19 protein-coding genes are annotated in these 15,804 nt (G+C 69.0%); 11 read left to right on the forward strand and 8 right to left on the reverse strand.

Features of this window, described 5'->3' with window-relative positions; genetic code table 11:
• Positions 1-77 precede the first annotated feature (77 nt).
• From ND450_RS38390 to ND450_RS38420, 7 genes are read left to right on the forward strand one after another with little or no spacing between them, the layout of a single operon-like run.
• Positions 78-578 carry a GNAT family N-acetyltransferase gene (locus ND450_RS38390; protein ID WP_253323013.1) on the forward strand — a complete coding sequence of 167 codons (501 nt, stop codon included), beginning with the start codon at positions 78-80 and terminating at the stop codon, positions 576-578.
• 36 nt (positions 579-614) lie between these two features.
• Positions 615-1,205, forward strand: a complete 591-nt coding sequence (locus ND450_RS38395) for a hypothetical protein (RefSeq protein ID WP_089921673.1) — start codon at positions 615-617, stop codon at positions 1,203-1,205.
• Positions 1,168-1,416: a BON domain-containing protein gene (locus ND450_RS38400; RefSeq protein ID WP_089921671.1), complete on the forward strand. Its 249-nt coding sequence runs from the start codon at positions 1,168-1,170 to the stop codon at positions 1,414-1,416. Before ND450_RS38395 ends, ND450_RS38400 begins: the two co-directional genes overlap by 38 nt.
• Positions 1,413-2,135 carry a metallophosphoesterase gene (locus ND450_RS38405; protein ID WP_253323014.1) on the forward strand — a complete coding sequence of 241 codons (723 nt, stop codon included), beginning with the start codon at positions 1,413-1,415 and terminating at the stop codon, positions 2,133-2,135. Before ND450_RS38400 ends, ND450_RS38405 begins: the two co-directional genes overlap by 4 nt.
• Positions 2,132-3,889 carry a thiamine pyrophosphate-requiring protein gene (locus tag ND450_RS38410; RefSeq protein WP_253323015.1) on the forward strand — a complete coding sequence of 586 codons (1,758 nt, stop codon included), beginning with the start codon at positions 2,132-2,134 and terminating at the stop codon, positions 3,887-3,889. The genes ND450_RS38405 and ND450_RS38410 overlap by 4 nt, the downstream gene beginning before the upstream one ends.
• Positions 3,886-4,836, forward strand: coding sequence for a TIGR03557 family F420-dependent LLM class oxidoreductase (locus ND450_RS38415; protein ID WP_089921666.1), 951 nt, complete (start codon positions 3,886-3,888; stop codon positions 4,834-4,836). The genes ND450_RS38410 and ND450_RS38415 overlap by 4 nt, the downstream gene beginning before the upstream one ends.
• Before the next feature lie 27 nt (positions 4,837-4,863).
• Positions 4,864-5,529 (forward strand): DUF6766 family protein, encoded by a 666-nt coding sequence (locus tag ND450_RS38420; protein WP_253323016.1) that lies wholly within the window; start codon positions 4,864-4,866, stop codon positions 5,527-5,529.
• 117 nt (positions 5,530-5,646) lie between these two features.
• Here the strand turns inward: ND450_RS38420 and tuf are convergent, their stop codons facing one another.
• Both tuf and ND450_RS38430 read right to left on the reverse strand, forming a co-directional pair.
• Positions 5,647-6,828 carry an elongation factor Tu gene (gene tuf / locus ND450_RS38425; RefSeq protein WP_253323017.1) on the reverse strand — a complete coding sequence of 394 codons (1,182 nt, stop codon included), beginning with the start codon at positions 6,826-6,828 and terminating at the stop codon, positions 5,647-5,649.
• A gap of 337 nt (positions 6,829-7,165) precedes the next feature.
• On the reverse strand, positions 7,166-7,528 hold the full coding sequence (locus tag ND450_RS38430) for a flavoprotein (RefSeq protein ID WP_253323018.1): 363 nt from the start codon (positions 7,526-7,528) through the stop codon (positions 7,166-7,168).
• A gap of 158 nt (positions 7,529-7,686) precedes the next feature.
• Between ND450_RS38430 and ND450_RS38435 the strand changes: the two genes are divergently transcribed.
• Together ND450_RS38435 and ND450_RS38440 are read left to right on the forward strand one after the other, a co-directional pair.
• Positions 7,687-8,136 carry a hypothetical protein gene (locus ND450_RS38435; RefSeq protein WP_253323019.1) on the forward strand — a complete coding sequence of 150 codons (450 nt, stop codon included), beginning with the start codon at positions 7,687-7,689 and terminating at the stop codon, positions 8,134-8,136.
• An 88-nt stretch (positions 8,137-8,224) separates the two neighbouring features.
• Positions 8,225-8,860: a bifunctional 2-polyprenyl-6-hydroxyphenol methylase/3-demethylubiquinol 3-O-methyltransferase UbiG gene (locus tag ND450_RS38440; protein WP_253323020.1), complete on the forward strand. Its 636-nt coding sequence runs from the start codon at positions 8,225-8,227 to the stop codon at positions 8,858-8,860.
• A 71-nt stretch (positions 8,861-8,931) separates the two neighbouring features.
• On the opposite strand, the gene ND450_RS38445 is transcribed toward ND450_RS38440, so the two are convergent.
• Positions 8,932-9,801 carry a LysR family transcriptional regulator gene (locus ND450_RS38445; RefSeq protein WP_253323021.1) on the reverse strand — a complete coding sequence of 290 codons (870 nt, stop codon included), beginning with the start codon at positions 9,799-9,801 and terminating at the stop codon, positions 8,932-8,934.
• Positions 9,802-9,871: 70 nt separating this feature from the next.
• On the opposite strand from ND450_RS38445, the gene ND450_RS38450 reads away from it, so the two are divergent.
• The gene (locus ND450_RS38450) at positions 9,872-10,867 is read left to right on the forward strand and encodes an FAD-binding oxidoreductase (protein WP_253323022.1); all 996 of its coding nucleotides are present in this window, start codon (positions 9,872-9,874) and stop codon (positions 10,865-10,867) included.
• A gap of 102 nt (positions 10,868-10,969) precedes the next feature.
• Complete coding sequence (locus ND450_RS38455) at positions 10,970-11,353, forward strand: STAS domain-containing protein (protein ID WP_253323023.1); 384 nt, start codon at positions 10,970-10,972, stop codon at positions 11,351-11,353.
• 18 nt (positions 11,354-11,371) lie between these two features.
• On the opposite strand, the gene ND450_RS38460 is transcribed toward ND450_RS38455, so the two are convergent.
• The 5 genes from ND450_RS38460 to ND450_RS38480 form a co-directional block, all read right to left on the reverse strand.
• Positions 11,372-12,517, reverse strand: a complete 1,146-nt coding sequence (locus ND450_RS38460; protein ID WP_253323024.1) for a glycosyltransferase — start codon at positions 12,515-12,517, stop codon at positions 11,372-11,374.
• Between the two features lie 35 nt (positions 12,518-12,552).
• Complete coding sequence (locus ND450_RS38465; protein WP_253323025.1) at positions 12,553-13,626, reverse strand: nucleotide disphospho-sugar-binding domain-containing protein; 1,074 nt, start codon at positions 13,624-13,626, stop codon at positions 12,553-12,555.
• Between the two features lie 9 nt (positions 13,627-13,635).
• Positions 13,636-14,154, reverse strand: coding sequence for a TetR family transcriptional regulator (locus ND450_RS38470; protein ID WP_253323026.1), 519 nt, complete (start codon positions 14,152-14,154; stop codon positions 13,636-13,638).
• Positions 14,155-14,320: 166 nt separating this feature from the next.
• Positions 14,321-15,250 (reverse strand): LCP family protein, encoded by a 930-nt coding sequence (locus tag ND450_RS38475; protein ID WP_253323027.1) that lies wholly within the window; start codon positions 15,248-15,250, stop codon positions 14,321-14,323.
• Positions 15,247-15,753 (reverse strand): SigE family RNA polymerase sigma factor, encoded by a 507-nt coding sequence (locus tag ND450_RS38480; RefSeq protein ID WP_253323028.1) that lies wholly within the window; start codon positions 15,751-15,753, stop codon positions 15,247-15,249. The genes ND450_RS38475 and ND450_RS38480 overlap by 4 nt, the downstream gene beginning before the upstream one ends.
• Between the last annotated feature and the right edge of the window lie 51 nt (positions 15,754-15,804).

The raw sequence follows: 15,804 nt of genomic DNA on the forward strand, positions 1-15,804 counted from the left end.
CCCTTTGCCGTCGTTCTTCTGACGTGCGGGATGCCCCCTGAGTTGCAGGGCGACGCCCGAATTCGGAAGGTGGAGGGGTGGACACCCTGCTGAGGCCCTGGACGCTCGACGACGCGCCGGTGATCCTGGCCGCGGCCGGCGAGGAGGCGATGGCCCGCCAGTTCACCCTCCCGATCGACTCGCTCACCGCCGCGCAGGACTGGATCGCGCTGCTCATGGCCCGTCGTGAGGAGGACACCGCCTACTCGTTCGCCGTGCTGCACGAAGGGGTGCCCGTGGGCAACGCGGCGGTGTCGAGCGTCGAACGCCGTCACCTCACCGGGTGGATCTCCTACTGGATGCGGGAGGAGGCGCGGGGCAAGGGCCTCGCGACCGAGGCCTGCAAGGCCGTCAGCGAGTTCGCCTTCTCCGAGCTCGGCCTGTTCCGGCTGGAGCTCGCCCACCGCCTGGACAACCCCGCCTCGTGCCGCGTCGCCACGGGAGCGGGGTTCGCGGTCGAGGGCGTCGAACGCGCCCGGCTGCTCTACGACGGCGTTCGCTACGACACGGAAACGCACGCGCGTCTCGCCACGGACTGAGGTTCACTCCGCGCGTCGGCGGGTAGCCCGGAGTGCATGAGCGACGTGCAGGCCGAACTGCTGATGACCTTGACCAAGGTCGCCAAGGTCTTACGTGGAGCGGAGATCCCGTTCGCCCTGACCGGTGGTTGTGCCGGTTACGCGCGAGGCGGGCCCGTGAGTGAGCACGACGTCGACCTCCTGGTGAAGGAAGAGGACGTCAACGAAGCGGTGCGGGTGCTCGTGGAGGCGGGACTGCGCGGTGCGGAACCGCCGGAGGACTGGCTGCTGAAGGTCTACGACGGCGATTCGCTGGTGGACCTGCTCTTCCGGCCGAACGAACGCCCGGTGACCGACGAGACCCTCGCGATGGCCGAGGAGATGCCCGTCGGTTCGGTGATGCTGCCGGTGATGCCGGCGACGTTCGTCCTGAGCAGCAAGCTGCTCGTGCTGGACGGGCACCGCTGCGACTTCAGCGAGCTGCTGCCGTTCGCACGGGCGTTGCGCGAACAGATCGACTGGGACCAGGTGCGCGAGGAGACCAAGCACTCCCCTTATGCGGAAGCGTTCCTGGTGCTCATCGAACGCCTGGACATCATCGGGAGGGGCCATGAGTTCCGAGCAGTACCTGGCGGCAAATCTGCGTAGGGCGGTGGCCGAGGACCCGCGGACCGCCGAGCTCGGCGTGCGCGTCACCGTGCGCGGCGACAACGTGATGCTCTCCGGCGACGTGGCGTGCGCCGACCGGAGGGCCGCCCTGGAGGAGGTCCTGCACGAGGCCGCCCCGGAGCTGAAGATCCTCAACGACGTGCGCGTGACACCTGCGGGCGAACCGGAGGGTGAGGAGGACCTGCGATGATCCGAGTCGCTGCGGTCGGGGACATCCACCTCGGCGAGGACATGCGCGGGCACCTGCGTCCGGCGTTGGAGAAGGTCGGCGAGCACGCCGACGTCCTGCTCCTGGCCGGTGACCTGACCCGGCACGGCACGGTCGTCGAGGCCGAGGTGGTCGCGGACGAGTTCGCGGACCTGCCGGTGCCCGTCGTCGCCGTGCTCGGCAACCACGACCACCAGGACGACAAGCCCCTCGAGGTCACCAAGACCTTGGAGGACAAGGGCATCCACGTGCTGGAGGGCACGACGTTCACCCACCGGGTGGGCGGCTGTTCGATCGGCATCGCGGGTGTGAAGGGGTTCGGCGGCGGATTCGCCGGCAAGTGCGGCAGCGCGTTCGGTGAGCGCGAGATGAAGGCGTTCATCCAGCACACCTGTGACATCGCGGAGAACCTGAAGGGCGCACTGTCCGAACTGGACACCGACATCAAGGTGGCGCTGACGCACTACGCGCCGGTGCCCGACACGTTGCGCGGGGAGCCGCCGGAGATCTACCCGTTCCTCGGCTCGTACCTGCTCGGTGAGGCCATCGACGCGACCGGGACGGATCTCGCCGTGCACGGCCACGCGCACTTCGGCACCGAGCACGGCCTGACGCCGGGCGGGGTGCGGGTTCGCAACGTCGCGCAGCCGGTCATCCGTTCCGCCTACACGGTCTACGTGCTGGAGGGGAACGCCTCATGACGGTCGGGGACTTCGTCGTCCAGCGCCTGCGCGACTGGGGCGTCAAGCAGGTCTTCGCCTACCCCGGCGACGGCATCAACGGGATCGTCGCGGCGTTCGGCAAGGCGGACAACGACCCGAAGTTCGTCCAGACCCGGCACGAGGAGATGGCCGCTTTCGCCGCGGTCGGCTTCGCCAAGTTCAGCGGCGACGTCGGCGTCTGCCTCGCGACCTCGGGGCCGGGCGCGATCCACCTGCTCAACGGCCTGTACGACGCGAAGCTCGACCACGTGCCGGTCGTCGCGATCGTCGGCCAGACCGCCCGCACCGCGATGGGCGGCAGCTACCAGCAGGAGGTCGACCTCCACTCGCTGTTCCGCGACGTCGCCTCGTTCCTGGTCGACGTGACGGTGCCCGAGCAGCTGCCGAACGCGCTGGACCGGGCGATGCGCACGGCCCAGGCCGAGCGCGCGCCGGCCGTGCTGATCATCCCGAACGACGTGCAGGAGCAGGAGTACTCGCCGCCCAAGCACGAGTTCAAGTACATCCCGTCGAGCCCGCCGTCGCGTCCCTCGTCGTCCGTGGTGCCCGCCCTGGACGACGTCCGCCGTGCGGCCGAGGTGCTGAACAGCGGCGAGAAGGTCGCGATCCTGATCGGCCAGGGCGCCCGCGAGGCAGCCGAGGAGGTGCGCGCGGTCGCCGACCTGCTCGGTGCCGGCGTCGCGAAGGCGTTGCTGGGCAAGGACGTGCTGCCCGACGACCTGCCGTACGTGACGGGCTCGATCGGGTTGCTCGGCACCCGGCCGTCGTACGAGATGATGCGCGACTGCGACCGGTTGCTGATCGTCGGCTCGAACTTCCCGTATTCCCAGTACCTGCCGCAGTACGGCAAGGCGCGCGGGGTGCAGGTCGACGTCGACGGCCGGTCGATCGGCATGCGCTACCCGACCGAGGTCAACCTCGTCGGCGACGCGCGGGAGACGTTGCGCGCGCTGATCCCGTTGCTGGAGGAGAAGACCGACCGCTCGTGGCGGGAGACGATCGAGAAGAACGTCGAGCGCTGGTGGGAGGTCGTCGATCGGCAGGCGCAGGTGCCTGCCGATCCCGTCAACCCGATGCGGATCGTCTCGGAGCTCTCGAAGCGCTTGCCGCACAACGCGATCGTCACCGCCGACTCGGGCTCGGCGACGAACTGGTACGCGCGGCTGCTGAAGATCCGCGGGAACGTCCGGTCGTCGCTGTCCGGCACGCTCGCCACGATGGGCTGTGCCGTCCCGTACGCGCTGGGCGCCGCTTTCGCGCAGCCCGACAGGCCGTTGATCGCGCTGGTCGGCGACGGCGCGATGCAGATGAACGGCATGGCGGAGCTGTTGACGCTGCGCCGGTACGGCATCCGTTGCGTGGTCTGCGTCTTCCACAACAACGACCTCAACCAGGTCACGTGGGAGCTGCGCGCGATGGGTGGAGCGCCGAAGTTCGAGGAGTCGCAGTCGCTTCCGGACATCTCCTACGCCGCGTTCGCGCGGTCCATCGGCCTGCAGGGCATCGAGATCAACGACCCGGCGCAGCTCGGCACGGCGTGGGAGACCGCGCTCGCGTTCGACGGGTCGACCGTGCTCGACGTGCGCTGCGACCCGGACGTGCCGCCGATCCCGCCGCACGCGACGTTCGAGCAGATCAAGGACATGACCGAGGCGGTGCTGCGAGGCGACCCCGACGCGTGGGGCGTGTTGCGCCGCGGAGTGCAAACCAAGATCCAGGAGTTGCTGCCGTGAAACTGGGCTATTTCCTTTCCTCGGAAGAACACGGGCCGCGCGAGCTGGTCCGCAACGCACGCATGGCCCAGGAGCAGGGCTTCGAGGCGCTGTGGATCTCCGACCACTTCCACCCGTGGAACGACGAACAGGGCCAGTCGCCGTTCGTCTGGGGCACGATCGGCGCGCTGTCGGAGGCCGTGACGCTGCCCATCACCACGGCCGTGACGTGCCCGATCGTCCGCATCCACCCGGCCGTCATCGCGCAGGCCGCCGCCACCGCCGCCGTGCAGACCGAGGGCAGGTTCGTCCTCGGCGTCGGCAGCGGCGAGGCGTTGAACGAGCACGTCCTGGGCGACCGCTGGCCGTCCGCGGACGTGCGCCTGGAGATGCTGGAGGAGGCGATCGGCCTCATCCGCACCCTGCACCAGGGTGACGAGGTCACGCACCACGGCAAGCACTACACCGTCGAGAACGCCCGCATCTACACCGTGCCCGAACGCCCGGTGCCGATCTACGTCTCGGCGTTCGGCCCGAAGGCGGTCAAGCTCGCGGCCCGCTGCGGCGACGGCTACGTGTCGGTCGGCCCCGCCGGCGACCTGGTGGAGAAGTACCGCGCCGAGGGCGGCCGCGGCCCGGCGCAGAGCGGCCTGAAGGTCTGCTGGGCGGAGTCCGAAGAGGACGCCGTGGCGACCGCACACCGCCTGTGGCCCAACGACGGCCTGCCCGGCGAACTGGCTCAGGTGCTGCCGACGCCCAAGCACTTCGAGCAGGCGTCCGAACTCGTCACTCCGGACATGATCAGGGAAGCGGTCCCGTGCGGCCCCGACCCCGAGAAGTACGCGGAGAAGATCAAGGAGTTCGCCGACGCCGGGTTCGACGAGGTCTACGTGCAGCAGATCGGGCCTGACCAGCAGGGTTTCTTCGAATTCTGGGCCAAGCAGGTCGTGCCGCTGATCGATGTTTGATGAGAGGGGCGCAGGGCATCCGCTCCCATGAGGAGATTCCTGCGCGAGCACAGTCTGACGCTCGTTTTCGGGGGACTGTTCCTCACGGCGCTGGTCGGCCAGTTCTTCGCCGGCCACGCCGATCACAACGAGCGTCAGGCCGCGTTGGGGCAGCCGGTGCTGTCCCTGGGGTCGTACCTGTTCTCCGCCGACTTCCTCGTCGACGTCGTGGAGAACTGGCAGTCCGAGTACCTGCAGTTGTTCCTGTACGTCACCGCCACCGTCTGGCTCATCCAGAGCGGTTCGACGGAGTCGAAACCCGCTAAGAAGGCGGGCCGCGAGACCGACGAGGAGCAGCAGGTCGGCGCGTACGTGAAGCCGGACTCGCCGAAGTGGGCGCGGGCAGGTGGCTGGCGCACGGCGTTCTACTCGCGGTCGCTGGGCCTCGCGATGCTGGTGCTGTTCCTGTTCTCGTGGTCCATGCAGTGGGTCGCGGGCTGGTACGCCAACAACTCCGACCCGCTGGCGGAGAAGATGGGCCTGTTCGACTACTTCCTGAGCGCCGACTTCTGGAACCGGTCGCTGCAGAACTGGCAGTCGGAGTTCCTCGCGATCGCGTCGATGGCGATCCTCAGCGTCTACCTGCGCCAGCGCGGGTCGCCCGAGTCGAAGCCGGTCGGGGCGCCGCACTCGGTGAGCGACAGGTCCGGTTAGCGGAAAGCGCGGCGGAACTCGTTGTCCCACCGCGCTTCCCATGGCGGTGCGGAGGAACCTGAGCCCCACCGCGCCACCAGGCGACGCGACCACCTTCTCGGGCCGTCGACCGCCGCCTCAGGCGAGGATCTCACCGACCGTGCCGGCACCCACGGTCTTGCCGCCCTCGCGGATCGCGAAGCCCAGCCCGGTGTCCATCGCCACCGCCTTGCCCAGCTCCACCACGACCTCGACGGTGTCCCCTGGCAGCGCCAGCGTCCTGTCGAGCTCCACCACCCCGACGACGTCGCCGGTGCGGAAGTGGAACTGCGGGCGGTAGTTCGACGCGATACCGGTGTGCCTGCCGCCCTCGGCGTGCGTGAGCAGGTACACCGACGCGCGGAACCGGGTGTGCGGCGCGACGCTGCCCGGCAGGGCCAGCACCTGGCCGCGCCGGACGTCACCGCGCTTCACGCCGCGCAGCAGGATCGCGGCGTTGTCTCCCGCCTGCGCCTGCCGCATCGGCTTGCCGAACGTCTCGATGCCGGTGGCGACCGAGGTCACCGCCGAGCCGAGACCGAGCACCTCGACCTGGTCGCCGACGCCGAGCACGCCCCGTTCCACCGCGCCGGTCACGACCGTGCCGCGGCCGGTGATGGTCAGGACGTTCTCGATCGGCATCAGGAACGGCCCGGTGACGTCCCGCTCCGGCACCGGGACGTGGGAGTCCACGGCGTCGAGCAGGTCGACCACCGACTGCACCCACCGCGGGTCGCCCTGCAGCGCGCGCAGGCCGGACACCCGCACGACCGGCGTGGCGTCGCCGTCGAAGCCGTACCGGGACAGCAGGTCGCGGATCTCCAGCTCCACCAGGTCGAGCAGCTCCGGGTCGCTCACCGCGTCGGCCTTGTTCAGCGCCACCACCACGTGCGGCACGCCCACCCGGTGAGCCAGCACCACGTGCTCCCGCGTCTGCGGCATCGTGCCGTCCTCGGCGGACACCACGAGGATCGCGCCGTCGAGCTGCGCCGCCCCCGTGATCATGTTCTTCACGTAGTCGGCGTGGCCGGGCATGTCGACGTGCGCGTAGTGCCGCGTCGGCGTCTCGTACTCGACGTGCGCGATGTTGATCGTGATGCCGCGGGCCAGCTCCTCCGGCGCCCGGTCGATCCGGTCGAACGCCGTGAAGGTCGTGCCCGTCGGGTCCTTTTCGGACAGAACCTTGGTGATCGCCGCGGTGAGCGTGGTCTTGCCGTGGTCGACGTGGCCCATCGTGCCGATGTTGAGGTGCGGCTTGGCGCGCACGAACTCTTGCTTCATCTTCCTGTTCCTCGGTGCGAAACGGTGGCTCAGAACCGATGGACCGCCACAACCCTCCTCCAGCGGTCCTGAAGGATGGACTGGAGAAGGGTCAGAGTCGGGCGCCGGCCAGCGCTGCCGAGGCGACGGCGAGCGCGTCCGCGGGCACACCCGCGCACGTGTTGAGCTCAGCCGTCAGGAACATGCGGTGATCGTGACAGGCGTGCTGGACCGCTGTCACCTGGTTTTCCGCCGGTCTGGTCAACGCCGGCGCCGCCGGCGAAGGACGGACCAGGAGGGGAGCGGAGGCGCTGACACCGTCGACTCCGTGCATGGCCTCACGCTCACTGCTCGGTGCCTACCGGTACTGCTCGAGTGCCTTCAGCGCTGCTTCCCACGGGTATGAGTCCATGACCTGTCCGCCTGTCCGAGGCGGATGGGGAACGAAGGCCCCTTCGCCGAACAGGACCATCACTCCTGACTGCCGCAGCTCTTCAACGCTCCGGTGAAAGGGACGGTTGTTGGCAAGGGCCGTGTTGACGAACGGCAACACGGCGATGGGCACACCGAGGCCCGTCAGCTCCGCAAGTTGTGTAAGCACATAGGTATCAGCGATGCCAGCTGCCCACTTGTTGATCGTGTTGTACGTCGCGGGCGCGACAACGACGGCAGCTGCTTTGGGCAGGGCGGGTTGTCCCGCGCGCTGATGGCTCGTTCGCACCGGATGGCCGCTGAGGGCCTCAAGCGCGTCGAGGTCGAGGAAGTGTTCGACAGCTGCTGGTGTTGCCAGACACTCACTTGACCGAAGCCTCTCCCCGCTGCCAGGCGTATCCCTTACCTCTCGCCCACTGAAAACCGCACTACAGAAGGAGAATCGACATGACTACCACTTCAGTGTCCTTGCGTGACCCGCGAACGTGCGTGTCGGCCGAGGTGTGGGACCGCGAAGTCCGGCTGATCATGCGTGACCACAACCGGGATCGCGACATGGCGGAGCGCATCTTCGAACAGGCCGTCGCCTACCTCGTGGTCGCGGGCGAGAACCCGAACATCCCGATGGGGCCGACGCCGATCGTCGACGAGGGCGTGCACAGCTTCTTGTTGGACACGCCGAACTACTTCACGTTCTGCGACGAGAACAACGACGGCCGCTACATCCACCACATCCCGCACCTGCCCGAGGACGACCAGGAAGGGCCCTTCGTGCTCAGCAGCACGATCCAGGCCATCCGCGCGGCAGGGTTCCCGCTCGACGCCGAACTCTGGAACGCGAAGTCCGCCGATTGCAACCAGTGCTACGCGGGCTGCCACGACAGCCCCAAGAAGTAGCACGCGCCGGGCGTAGCCGCTGATACCGTCCCTCGTTCCGTGTTTCCGACCGCGGAACGAGGGATTCCCCGCAGGAAGGAAACATTGGGTGAGCAGCCCGAAGGCAGAGATCTGGGAACGGTACGCGGCGAAGTACAAGCCGCGTCGGGCGACGAACGCAGCGGGGGCGACGACCTGGCTCAACTGGACTCAGTACCCAGATCACGGCCCTGACGAGACCGTGCTCGGTGAGCTCCGTGGCAAGAGAGTCTTGGAGCTGGGCTCTGGGGCTGGTGCGAACCTGGCTCATCTCGCGACCTTGGGCGCTGTCTGCACAGGTGTCGACATCGCGCCCAGTCGAGCCGACCTGGCGTTGAAGGCATGGGGACATCTCGGCGAACTGGACTTCATCAGCGCCGACGCGATCGACTACCTGGCTACCGCCGGCGAATCGTTCGACATCGTCTACTCGATCTTCGGCGCAGTCTGGTTCAGTGATCCTGAGGAGCTTCTTCCTCTGGTGCGCAAGCGGATGACGGCTGGTGGCGTGCTTGCCTTCTCGCACCCGCCTGCCACTCAGCAAGATGCCAAGCCCGGTCAGGTCGTTCAACAGCGGCACCTGTCCAACGAGCGTTGGATCGAGCACCTTGTCGCTGCTGGCTTCCACGAGATCGAGGCAGAGATCATCAATGCCCCTGAGCCCGGCAATCCTGGGACAGTGCTCCTGCGCGCACATGTCGCTTAGGTCGAGCGGCTAGAAGCCTCTGTTCAGGCCGGATGGGTGCATCAGGAACATGCGGTGATCGCGACAGCGGTCTAGGCCGGTGTCATCTCATTTTCCGCCAGCCCGATCAACGTGCGCGCGGCCGGGCTGTGCGGACCTTCCGCGCGCCACGCGAACGCGAGTCTGCTGTGCGGCACGGGATCGGTGATCCGAACGGCGTGCAGGTCACCTGCCATCGACCGCGCCAGGACCGCCGGCCCCAGTCCGCGCTGCGCCAGCGTGATCACCATCGGGGGCGCGGACGCCTCGAACGCGATCCGCGGCCGGCGCGCACCGCAGGCCGCGTCCAGCGCCCCGCGCAGTCCGGTGCCCGGCGGCAGGCAGATCAGCCCGCGCTCCAGCAACTCCTCCAGCGGCACGGATTCCCTGCCGTACCAGGGATCCGAGGCCGAGACCGCGGCCACGAGCGGTTCGTCGGCCAGCACCCGGACGGACAAGCCCTCCGGCTGCGCGCCCGCGTAGCCGACGAGTGCGAAGTCCAGTCGACCGTCCACAAGTGACGCGATCAACGTGTCGGAGTTGGCCTCCGACAACGTGATCTCGACTTCGGGGAACGACGTGTGGAACGCCGACAGCAGTTCGGGGAGGTCCATGATCCCGCACGACACGACCATCCCGACCCGCACGGACCCGCGCACCAGCCCGGCCATCTCCTCCACGGTCCGCCGGGCCGACTCCACCGACCCCAGTGCCGCGCGCGCCAGCGGCAACACCGCCGCGCCCACGCCGGTCAGCGTGACGGTGCGTCCCGACCGGTCGAGCAGGTCGTGCCCGAGTTCCCGCTCCAGCCGCCGGATCTGCGCGCTGATCCCGGGCTGGGCGACGTGCACCCGTTCCGCCGCGCGCGTGAACGAGCCCTCTTCCACGACCGCGACGAAGTACTCCAGCTGCCGAAGCTCCATAACCAATGATTATAGACGGCAGTGCATCTAGATCTTGGACATATAGACGCAGGTCGGCAACCCTGGAGACATGCAGATCTTCTATCCCGGAGACGTCGGCTACGACGAGGAACGCAGCGGTTTCCAGACCGGGCTCCGCCACGAACCGCAGGTGGTCTTCGCCGTGGAGAACGTCCAGGACGTCGAGGACGCCGTCGGCCACGCCGAGTCCCACGGCCTCGAGTACGCGATCCAGACCACCGGTCACGGCCTGACCACCGCCACGACCGGCGTCCTGATCTCCACCAGGCGCCTGAACGCCGTCGAGGTCGACCCCGCGACCGGCACGGCCAGGGCCGAGGCGGGCGCCGTCTGGCAGCAGGTGATCGAGAAGGCCGCTCCGCACGGTCTCGCCCCGCTCAGCGGCGACGCGAGCGACGTGGGCGTCGTCGGCTACACCCTCGGCGGCGGCTTCAGCGTGCTGGCCAGGGAGTTCGGCTTCGCGAGCGAGCGCGTCACCAGGACGGAGAAGGTCGGCGAGGTCGTCACCGCGCTGGAGTTCGAGCTCCTGCCCGTCGAGCGGGTGCACGCGGGCGAGCTGTTCTTCGAGGCCCGGTACGAGCGCGAGGTGGTCGAGGCGTTCCACACCTGGGACCTGCCCGATCACGTCACCCCGGCGCTCACCACCCTCGGCGACGTCGTGCGCATCACCTTCGCGAGCACGAAGCCGTTCGACGTCGGCCACCTCCGCGTCGCGCCCGTGCTCAAAGAGGACTTCGGCCTGAAGCCGTTCGCCGAGGCCGCCGGCAGGCCGCTGCCGCCGCACACCTACCAGGGTGACAACGTGCTGCTCCGGGACCTGCCGTTGGAGGCGCTCCACCGCGCCAGGGAGATCGCCGCGCGCTCCACCGCCGAGATCTTCCTGGGCCTGCTCCCGCTCGGCGCCGCCCTCGGCTCGGAGGCCACCCACCTGCTGAAACTCATCTCGCCGCGACTGGGTGTCCAGGAGCAGCACGAAGAGGTGTTCGAGGCGGTCCGACCGTTCGTGGTCGGACGTTCGCGGAACTTCCGCTACGCCGTGGGATAGGTTGTGGTGGGGAAGCAACGGTCGTAACGTCGGAGACGTAACCGGGTTCAGCAGCGTGCTCGGAGTCAGGGTCTCGTGCGCTTCGGCCACCGGGGAGTGCTGGTGAACGAAGAACAGTTTGAGGAATCACCGCTGCTCACGGTCCGTGCCACCGAGGTGGCGGGTGTGGTGGTCGTAGCGGTGGAAGGCGAGATCGACGTCGACACGGCGGATCTCGTGCTGGACGCCGTCCGCCTCGCCCTGACCACGACCGGGCCCGCGCTGATCGCCGACCTGACCCTGGTCACCTTCTTCGGCTCGACCGGCATCTCCACGCTGATCTCGGCTCACGAGATCGCCGACGAGCACGGCAGGAAGCTGCACGTCGTGGCGCCGCAACGGGCCGTGAGGCGTCCTCTGCAGGTCACGGGCGTGGCCGACGTCCTGCCGCTCTACGACTCCGTCGACGAGGTGCTGACGGCGTTGAAACCGGTGCCCAGCGAGTAGGCACCGGTCCGCCCGTTCTCAGCCGGCCAGCTCGACCAGCCTGGGTACGACATCGTCGGGGTGCGGCATCGCGGCGATCTCCGCGGCCATGGCGACGTTGGCGACGCGGACGTCGTTGTCCGCCAACAACTTCCGTGCTGTCTCCTGGACCGCGTCCGCGGTGAAGTCCGCGCCGACGAGCTGGGCGCCCAGGCCGGTGCCCGCCACGATCCCGGCGTTGCGGAAGTGGTCGGCGCCCTGCGGCAGCACGAGCTGCGGCAGGCCGTGCGTCATCGCGGCGATGGTGGTGCCGGCGCCGCCGTGGTGCACGACGAGATCTGCGTGCGCGAGCAGATCCGCCTGGGGCACCCACGGCAGCAGGTGGACGTGGTCCGGTACGTCGGTCAGCAGCGCCGGGTCGACCTGCGGCCCGGTCGCGACCAGCAGTTCGGCGTCCACACCGGACAGCCCGGTGATCGCGGTCCTCAGCACGTCCTGGTTCGAGAACGCCGTGCCGAACGTGAGGTAGACCAGCGGCCTTTCGTGCTCCACGACCCAACCGGGCAATTCGCCCGGCTCGGTGAACGGGACCGGGCGCATCGGAATGCGCTCCACGTCCGAAAGAAAGTCGAGATCCTGCAGTGAGGGCGGGAAGACGTCGAGATAAGTCGATCCGAGCCCGTAATGTTGCCCATTCGGGAGCGTGATCCCGAGTTCGTCGACGTACTCGAGGAGCAGGTCGCTCATCGCTTCCGGAACAAGGGATTCGTCCATCCTGCCGAACCCGTGGCACACGGCCGGAATGCCTGCCCGCAGGGCGGCGAGACCCGCGCCGGGGTTCATGAGCTCGAAGACGACGAGGTCCGGCTTGTCCCGTTCGAGCACCGGCTCCAGATCGGTCACGTAGGCCCTGGGCAGCAGTGATCCGAACGCGTCGACGGCGGTCTGGCGCAGCATGTCCCGCCGGAACCCGTCCGTGCCGTGCAACTCGTTCGCCTGGCGGAACGCGGCCCAGATGCTGATGCCCGCGTCGACCACCGTGAGTCCGAGTTTTTCCACGGTCGCGTGGAATCCTGCGTCAACGGCGTAGAGAACGTCATGGCCTTGCGCTCGCGCGGCGGTCGCGAGCGGAAGTATCGGGTAAACGTGTCCGTGGGAGCCTAAGCTCGAGAAGAGAATGCGCACCGGGCCAGATTAGGTGCTCCCCTATTACGACGGGGTCAATTCACCCAGCTTTCCCAGCGCTCCGCGACCTCGGCGGGCGAGGGCGCCGAGGCGATCTCCGCACGCACCTCACCGGCGGCCCGCTGGAGCCTCGAATCCTCGATCAGGCGCGTGAGCAGGTCCGGCGTGACCTCGCGCGGCTCGGCCTTCAGTCCCGCCCCGCGCCGGGTGATCGCGTCCGCGTGGACGGTCCTGTCACCGGGCCCGGGCTCGACCAGCTGCGGCACCCCGGCCGCGAGCGCGCCGAGCAACGTCCCCGCGCCACCGTGGTGCACGATCCCGTCGCAGAACGGCAGCACGCGCGGGATCGGCACCCACCCGACCGCCCGCACGTTGCCCGGCAGGCCGTCCGTCCGGTCAGGACGCACCAGCACGAACTCGGCGTCCACCCGCTCGGCAGCCCTGACCACGGCCGCCATCATCCGGCCGGAGCCGGGACCGGGCGCGGTGCTCCTGCTGACCAGGATCCGCGGCTTGCCGGACGGCTCCGCGAGCCACGGCGGCACCTCGCCGTCACCGCTGTAGGGCACGAACCGCACCCGTTCGCCGCCGGGGAACTCCGCGAGCGAGGGCGGAGCGGTGCGCAGGACCGTCGTGGGCGACCGCACCTCCGCCTTCATCCGCGCGCCGACCGCGGCCGTCAGCTCCAGCCCGTCGAACAACGACACGTCGTGCACGACCGACGGCACCCCCAGCGCCGACCCGGCCGCCGCCAGCGGCTCGTGCACCACGACGTCCGGTCGCCAGCCCTCCGCGAACTCCCGCAACGGCGCGGTCATCGCGTCACCGACCCTGCCGAACAACCGCGACACGAAGTCGAGCCGCCCGCTGCCCCTCATCTCCCGCTTGGCCACCAGCGGATGCGCCAGCATGATCCGCACCGCGATCGGTCCGAAGCGGACGTTCGAGGGGACGACGTCCTCGACCCGCAGCCCGGACTCGCCGACCCGCAACGCCTCCCCGCCCGTGGCGACCACGACCTCGTGGCCGGCCTCGCGCAACCGCAGCGCGAGCGGCATCAACGGGAAGACGTGGCCCAGCAGGGGAGCGGCGACGACGAGAACACGCATATCTCCAGGCTACGGCTCCACCAGCCGGCGCACGGCGTCCTCGACGGTCCGCCGCCGCACCCCGTGGTCCGAACTCGACGGGGCCGCCGCCCACATCGACGCGACCGCCAGCACCAGCTGCAACACCTGCTCCGCCGGGAAGCGCGACGACACCAGCCCCGACTCCTGGGCGGACCGGATCGCCTCGACGTCGGCGGTCCGGCTCGCGGGAGAGCGCCGCTCCAGCCGTTGCCAGGTCGCGAGCCGGGCGAACTCGGGGTGCTGGTGCTGCAGGTCGTACAACCGGCCCGCGTACCCCGGCAGGTCGAGCACGTCGAACTCCAGCGCCGTCGCGCCCGCCACGTCGGACTGCACGGCGTCGAACAGCTCGTCCTTGCCGCCGTAGTAGTTGTAGGCGAGGCCCGCGGAGCACCGGGCTATGCGCGCGATGCGTTCCATCCGGGCCCCGGCGATGCCGTGGGCGGCGAACTCGACGAACGCGGCGTCCAGCAACCGGCGGCGGGTGCGTTCCTGATCGCGGTCCTGCATGAGGTCCAGGCTAGGCCGAGGGCCGCACCCCCAGAAGGGGATGCGGCCCTCGGTCGGAAGCTCGAGTCGGAGATCGGTCCGGCCGCGGGAATCGTCACCGCTCAACCGGTACCTGAAGCTCATCGGCCACGCCGAAGAGCTCCTTGATGCTCCATCCGAGTGATCGTCAGTTCACGCACCCGGTCTCGGTCGCACCCCCGCCGCCGAACTGGTCCTCGACGAACCTCTTCGACCGGTCCGGATCCGGTGCGTACACCCGGATGCCGTCGCGCTGCACCTCCTCGCCGACGGGCAGCGTCGCGCTCCGGACCTTCACCGGCCCCTGGAACCGCGTCGCGAACTGCAGCAGGTCCCAGCCCTCGTCGAACTCGATCGACCGTTCGAGCAACTGCAGCAGTTCCGGGGCCTTGTCCTTCGTGATCTTCGCCGCGAAGGAGCTGAGGAACGCCTGCTGGCGCTTGACCCGGTCCAGGTCACCCTCGGGGAGACCGTGGCGCTGCCTCAGGAACTGCAGCGCCTGCTCTCCGACGAGCGTGTTCTTGCCCGCCATGAAGTGCGCGCCGCTGTACTCGTCCATCACGTAGTTGTTCAAGCACACGTCGATGCCGCCCACGGCCGTGGCGACTCGGCCGAACTCGGACATCGCGACCGCGGCGTAGTGGTCGACCTTCGTCCCGGTCAGCTCCTCGACGGCCGCGGTCAGCTTGCGCGGGTCGTCCTTGAACAGGCCGCTGAGCCTGTCCTGGCCGGTGCCGGCGTGGATGTCGCGGGGCAGCGAGATGATCGACGCGGATCCGTCGGTCTCGAAACGCGCGAGCACGATCGCGTCCGCGCGGCGGTCGTCGTCGGTGCCGATCAGCAGGACGTTCTGCGCTGCGGAGGCCGGTGCGTTCGCCGGTGGCGCGGCCTCGGTCTTCTTGATCGTCGTCGGGATGACGACGGCCGCTGCCGCCGCCGCGACGGTCAGCGCGGCGACCCCGATGATCATGCCGAACGGCTTGGCCTTCCTGGCCTTGTGCAGGTTGGCCAGCACGGTCCGCGAGTCGACGCGCTCGTCGGCCTCGGCGGCGATGGCCTGGCGGATCAGGTCGTTCATGAGTGCACCCCCAGGGTGGCGGACCGGGCGAGTTCGTGAGTGCGCAACGTCTGCAGCGCGCGAGAGAGTTGACTGCGCACGGTGGATTCCGTGCATCCGAGCACCTGTGCGATCTCGGTGTCGCTGCAGTCCTCGTAGAACCGCAGCACCAACGCGGCACGTTGCTTGCGCGGCAGGACGGCGATGCGTGCGCGCATGGCGTCCCGTTCGGCGTGCGCGTCAGCCGGATCCGCCATCGCCGGCGCGTGCCTGGCGAGCTCACCGCGTTCCACGGCGATCTCGCGTGCCGCCTTCCGGTGCCGCCACGACAGGTAGTCGTTGGTCACCATGCGCTTCACGTACAGGTAGGGCGCGTCCATGGCCCCGATGCGCTCCCACTTGCCCTGCGCGCGCAGGAGCACGTTCTGCACGATGTCCTGCGCCAGGTGTTTGTCGCAGGTGATCGCGGTGGCGTACCCCAGCAGCCGGTCCAGCCGATCAGTCACGAACTGGTCGAACCCCACGCCGCCCCCTTCTCGTCCTCGGTCGTTTGCGGAGTGGGAAACCCCCTTCGC

Origin of the sequence: Lentzea sp. HUAS12 (assembly GCF_024125735.1) — a bacterium.
Taxonomy (GTDB): domain Bacteria; phylum Actinomycetota; class Actinomycetes; order Mycobacteriales; family Pseudonocardiaceae; genus Lentzea; species Lentzea albida.

What these genes read in the sequence shown, in the direction of transcription:
- ND450_RS38395 (WP_089921673.1), top strand. Translation starts at nt 615, where the DNA reads ATGAGCGACGTGCAGGCCGAACTGCTGATGACCTTGACCAAGGTCGCC.
- ND450_RS38400 (WP_089921671.1), top strand. Translation starts at nt 1,168, where the DNA reads ATGAGTTCCGAGCAGTACCTGGCGGCAAATCTGCGTAGGGCGGTGGCC.
- ND450_RS38405 (WP_253323014.1), top strand. Translation starts at nt 1,413, where the DNA reads ATGATCCGAGTCGCTGCGGTCGGGGACATCCACCTCGGCGAGGACATG.
- ND450_RS38410 (WP_253323015.1), top strand. Translation starts at nt 2,132, where the DNA reads ATGACGGTCGGGGACTTCGTCGTCCAGCGCCTGCGCGACTGGGGCGTC.
- ND450_RS38420 (WP_253323016.1), top strand. Translation starts at nt 4,864, where the DNA reads ATGAGGAGATTCCTGCGCGAGCACAGTCTGACGCTCGTTTTCGGGGGA.
- tuf (WP_253323017.1), bottom strand. Translation starts at nt 6,828, where the DNA reads ATGAAGCAAGAGTTCGTGCGCGCCAAGCCGCACCTCAACATCGGCACG.
- ND450_RS38435 (WP_253323019.1), top strand. Translation starts at nt 7,687, where the DNA reads ATGACTACCACTTCAGTGTCCTTGCGTGACCCGCGAACGTGCGTGTCG.
- ND450_RS38445 (WP_253323021.1), bottom strand. Translation starts at nt 9,801, where the DNA reads ATGGAGCTTCGGCAGCTGGAGTACTTCGTCGCGGTCGTGGAAGAGGGC.
- ND450_RS38450 (WP_253323022.1), top strand. Translation starts at nt 9,872, where the DNA reads ATGCAGATCTTCTATCCCGGAGACGTCGGCTACGACGAGGAACGCAGC.
- ND450_RS38465 (WP_253323025.1), bottom strand. Translation starts at nt 13,626, where the DNA reads ATGCGTGTTCTCGTCGTCGCCGCTCCCCTGCTGGGCCACGTCTTCCCG.
- ND450_RS38470 (WP_253323026.1), bottom strand. Translation starts at nt 14,154, where the DNA reads ATGCAGGACCGCGATCAGGAACGCACCCGCCGCCGGTTGCTGGACGCC.
- ND450_RS38475 (WP_253323027.1), bottom strand. Translation starts at nt 15,250, where the DNA reads ATGAACGACCTGATCCGCCAGGCCATCGCCGCCGAGGCCGACGAGCGC.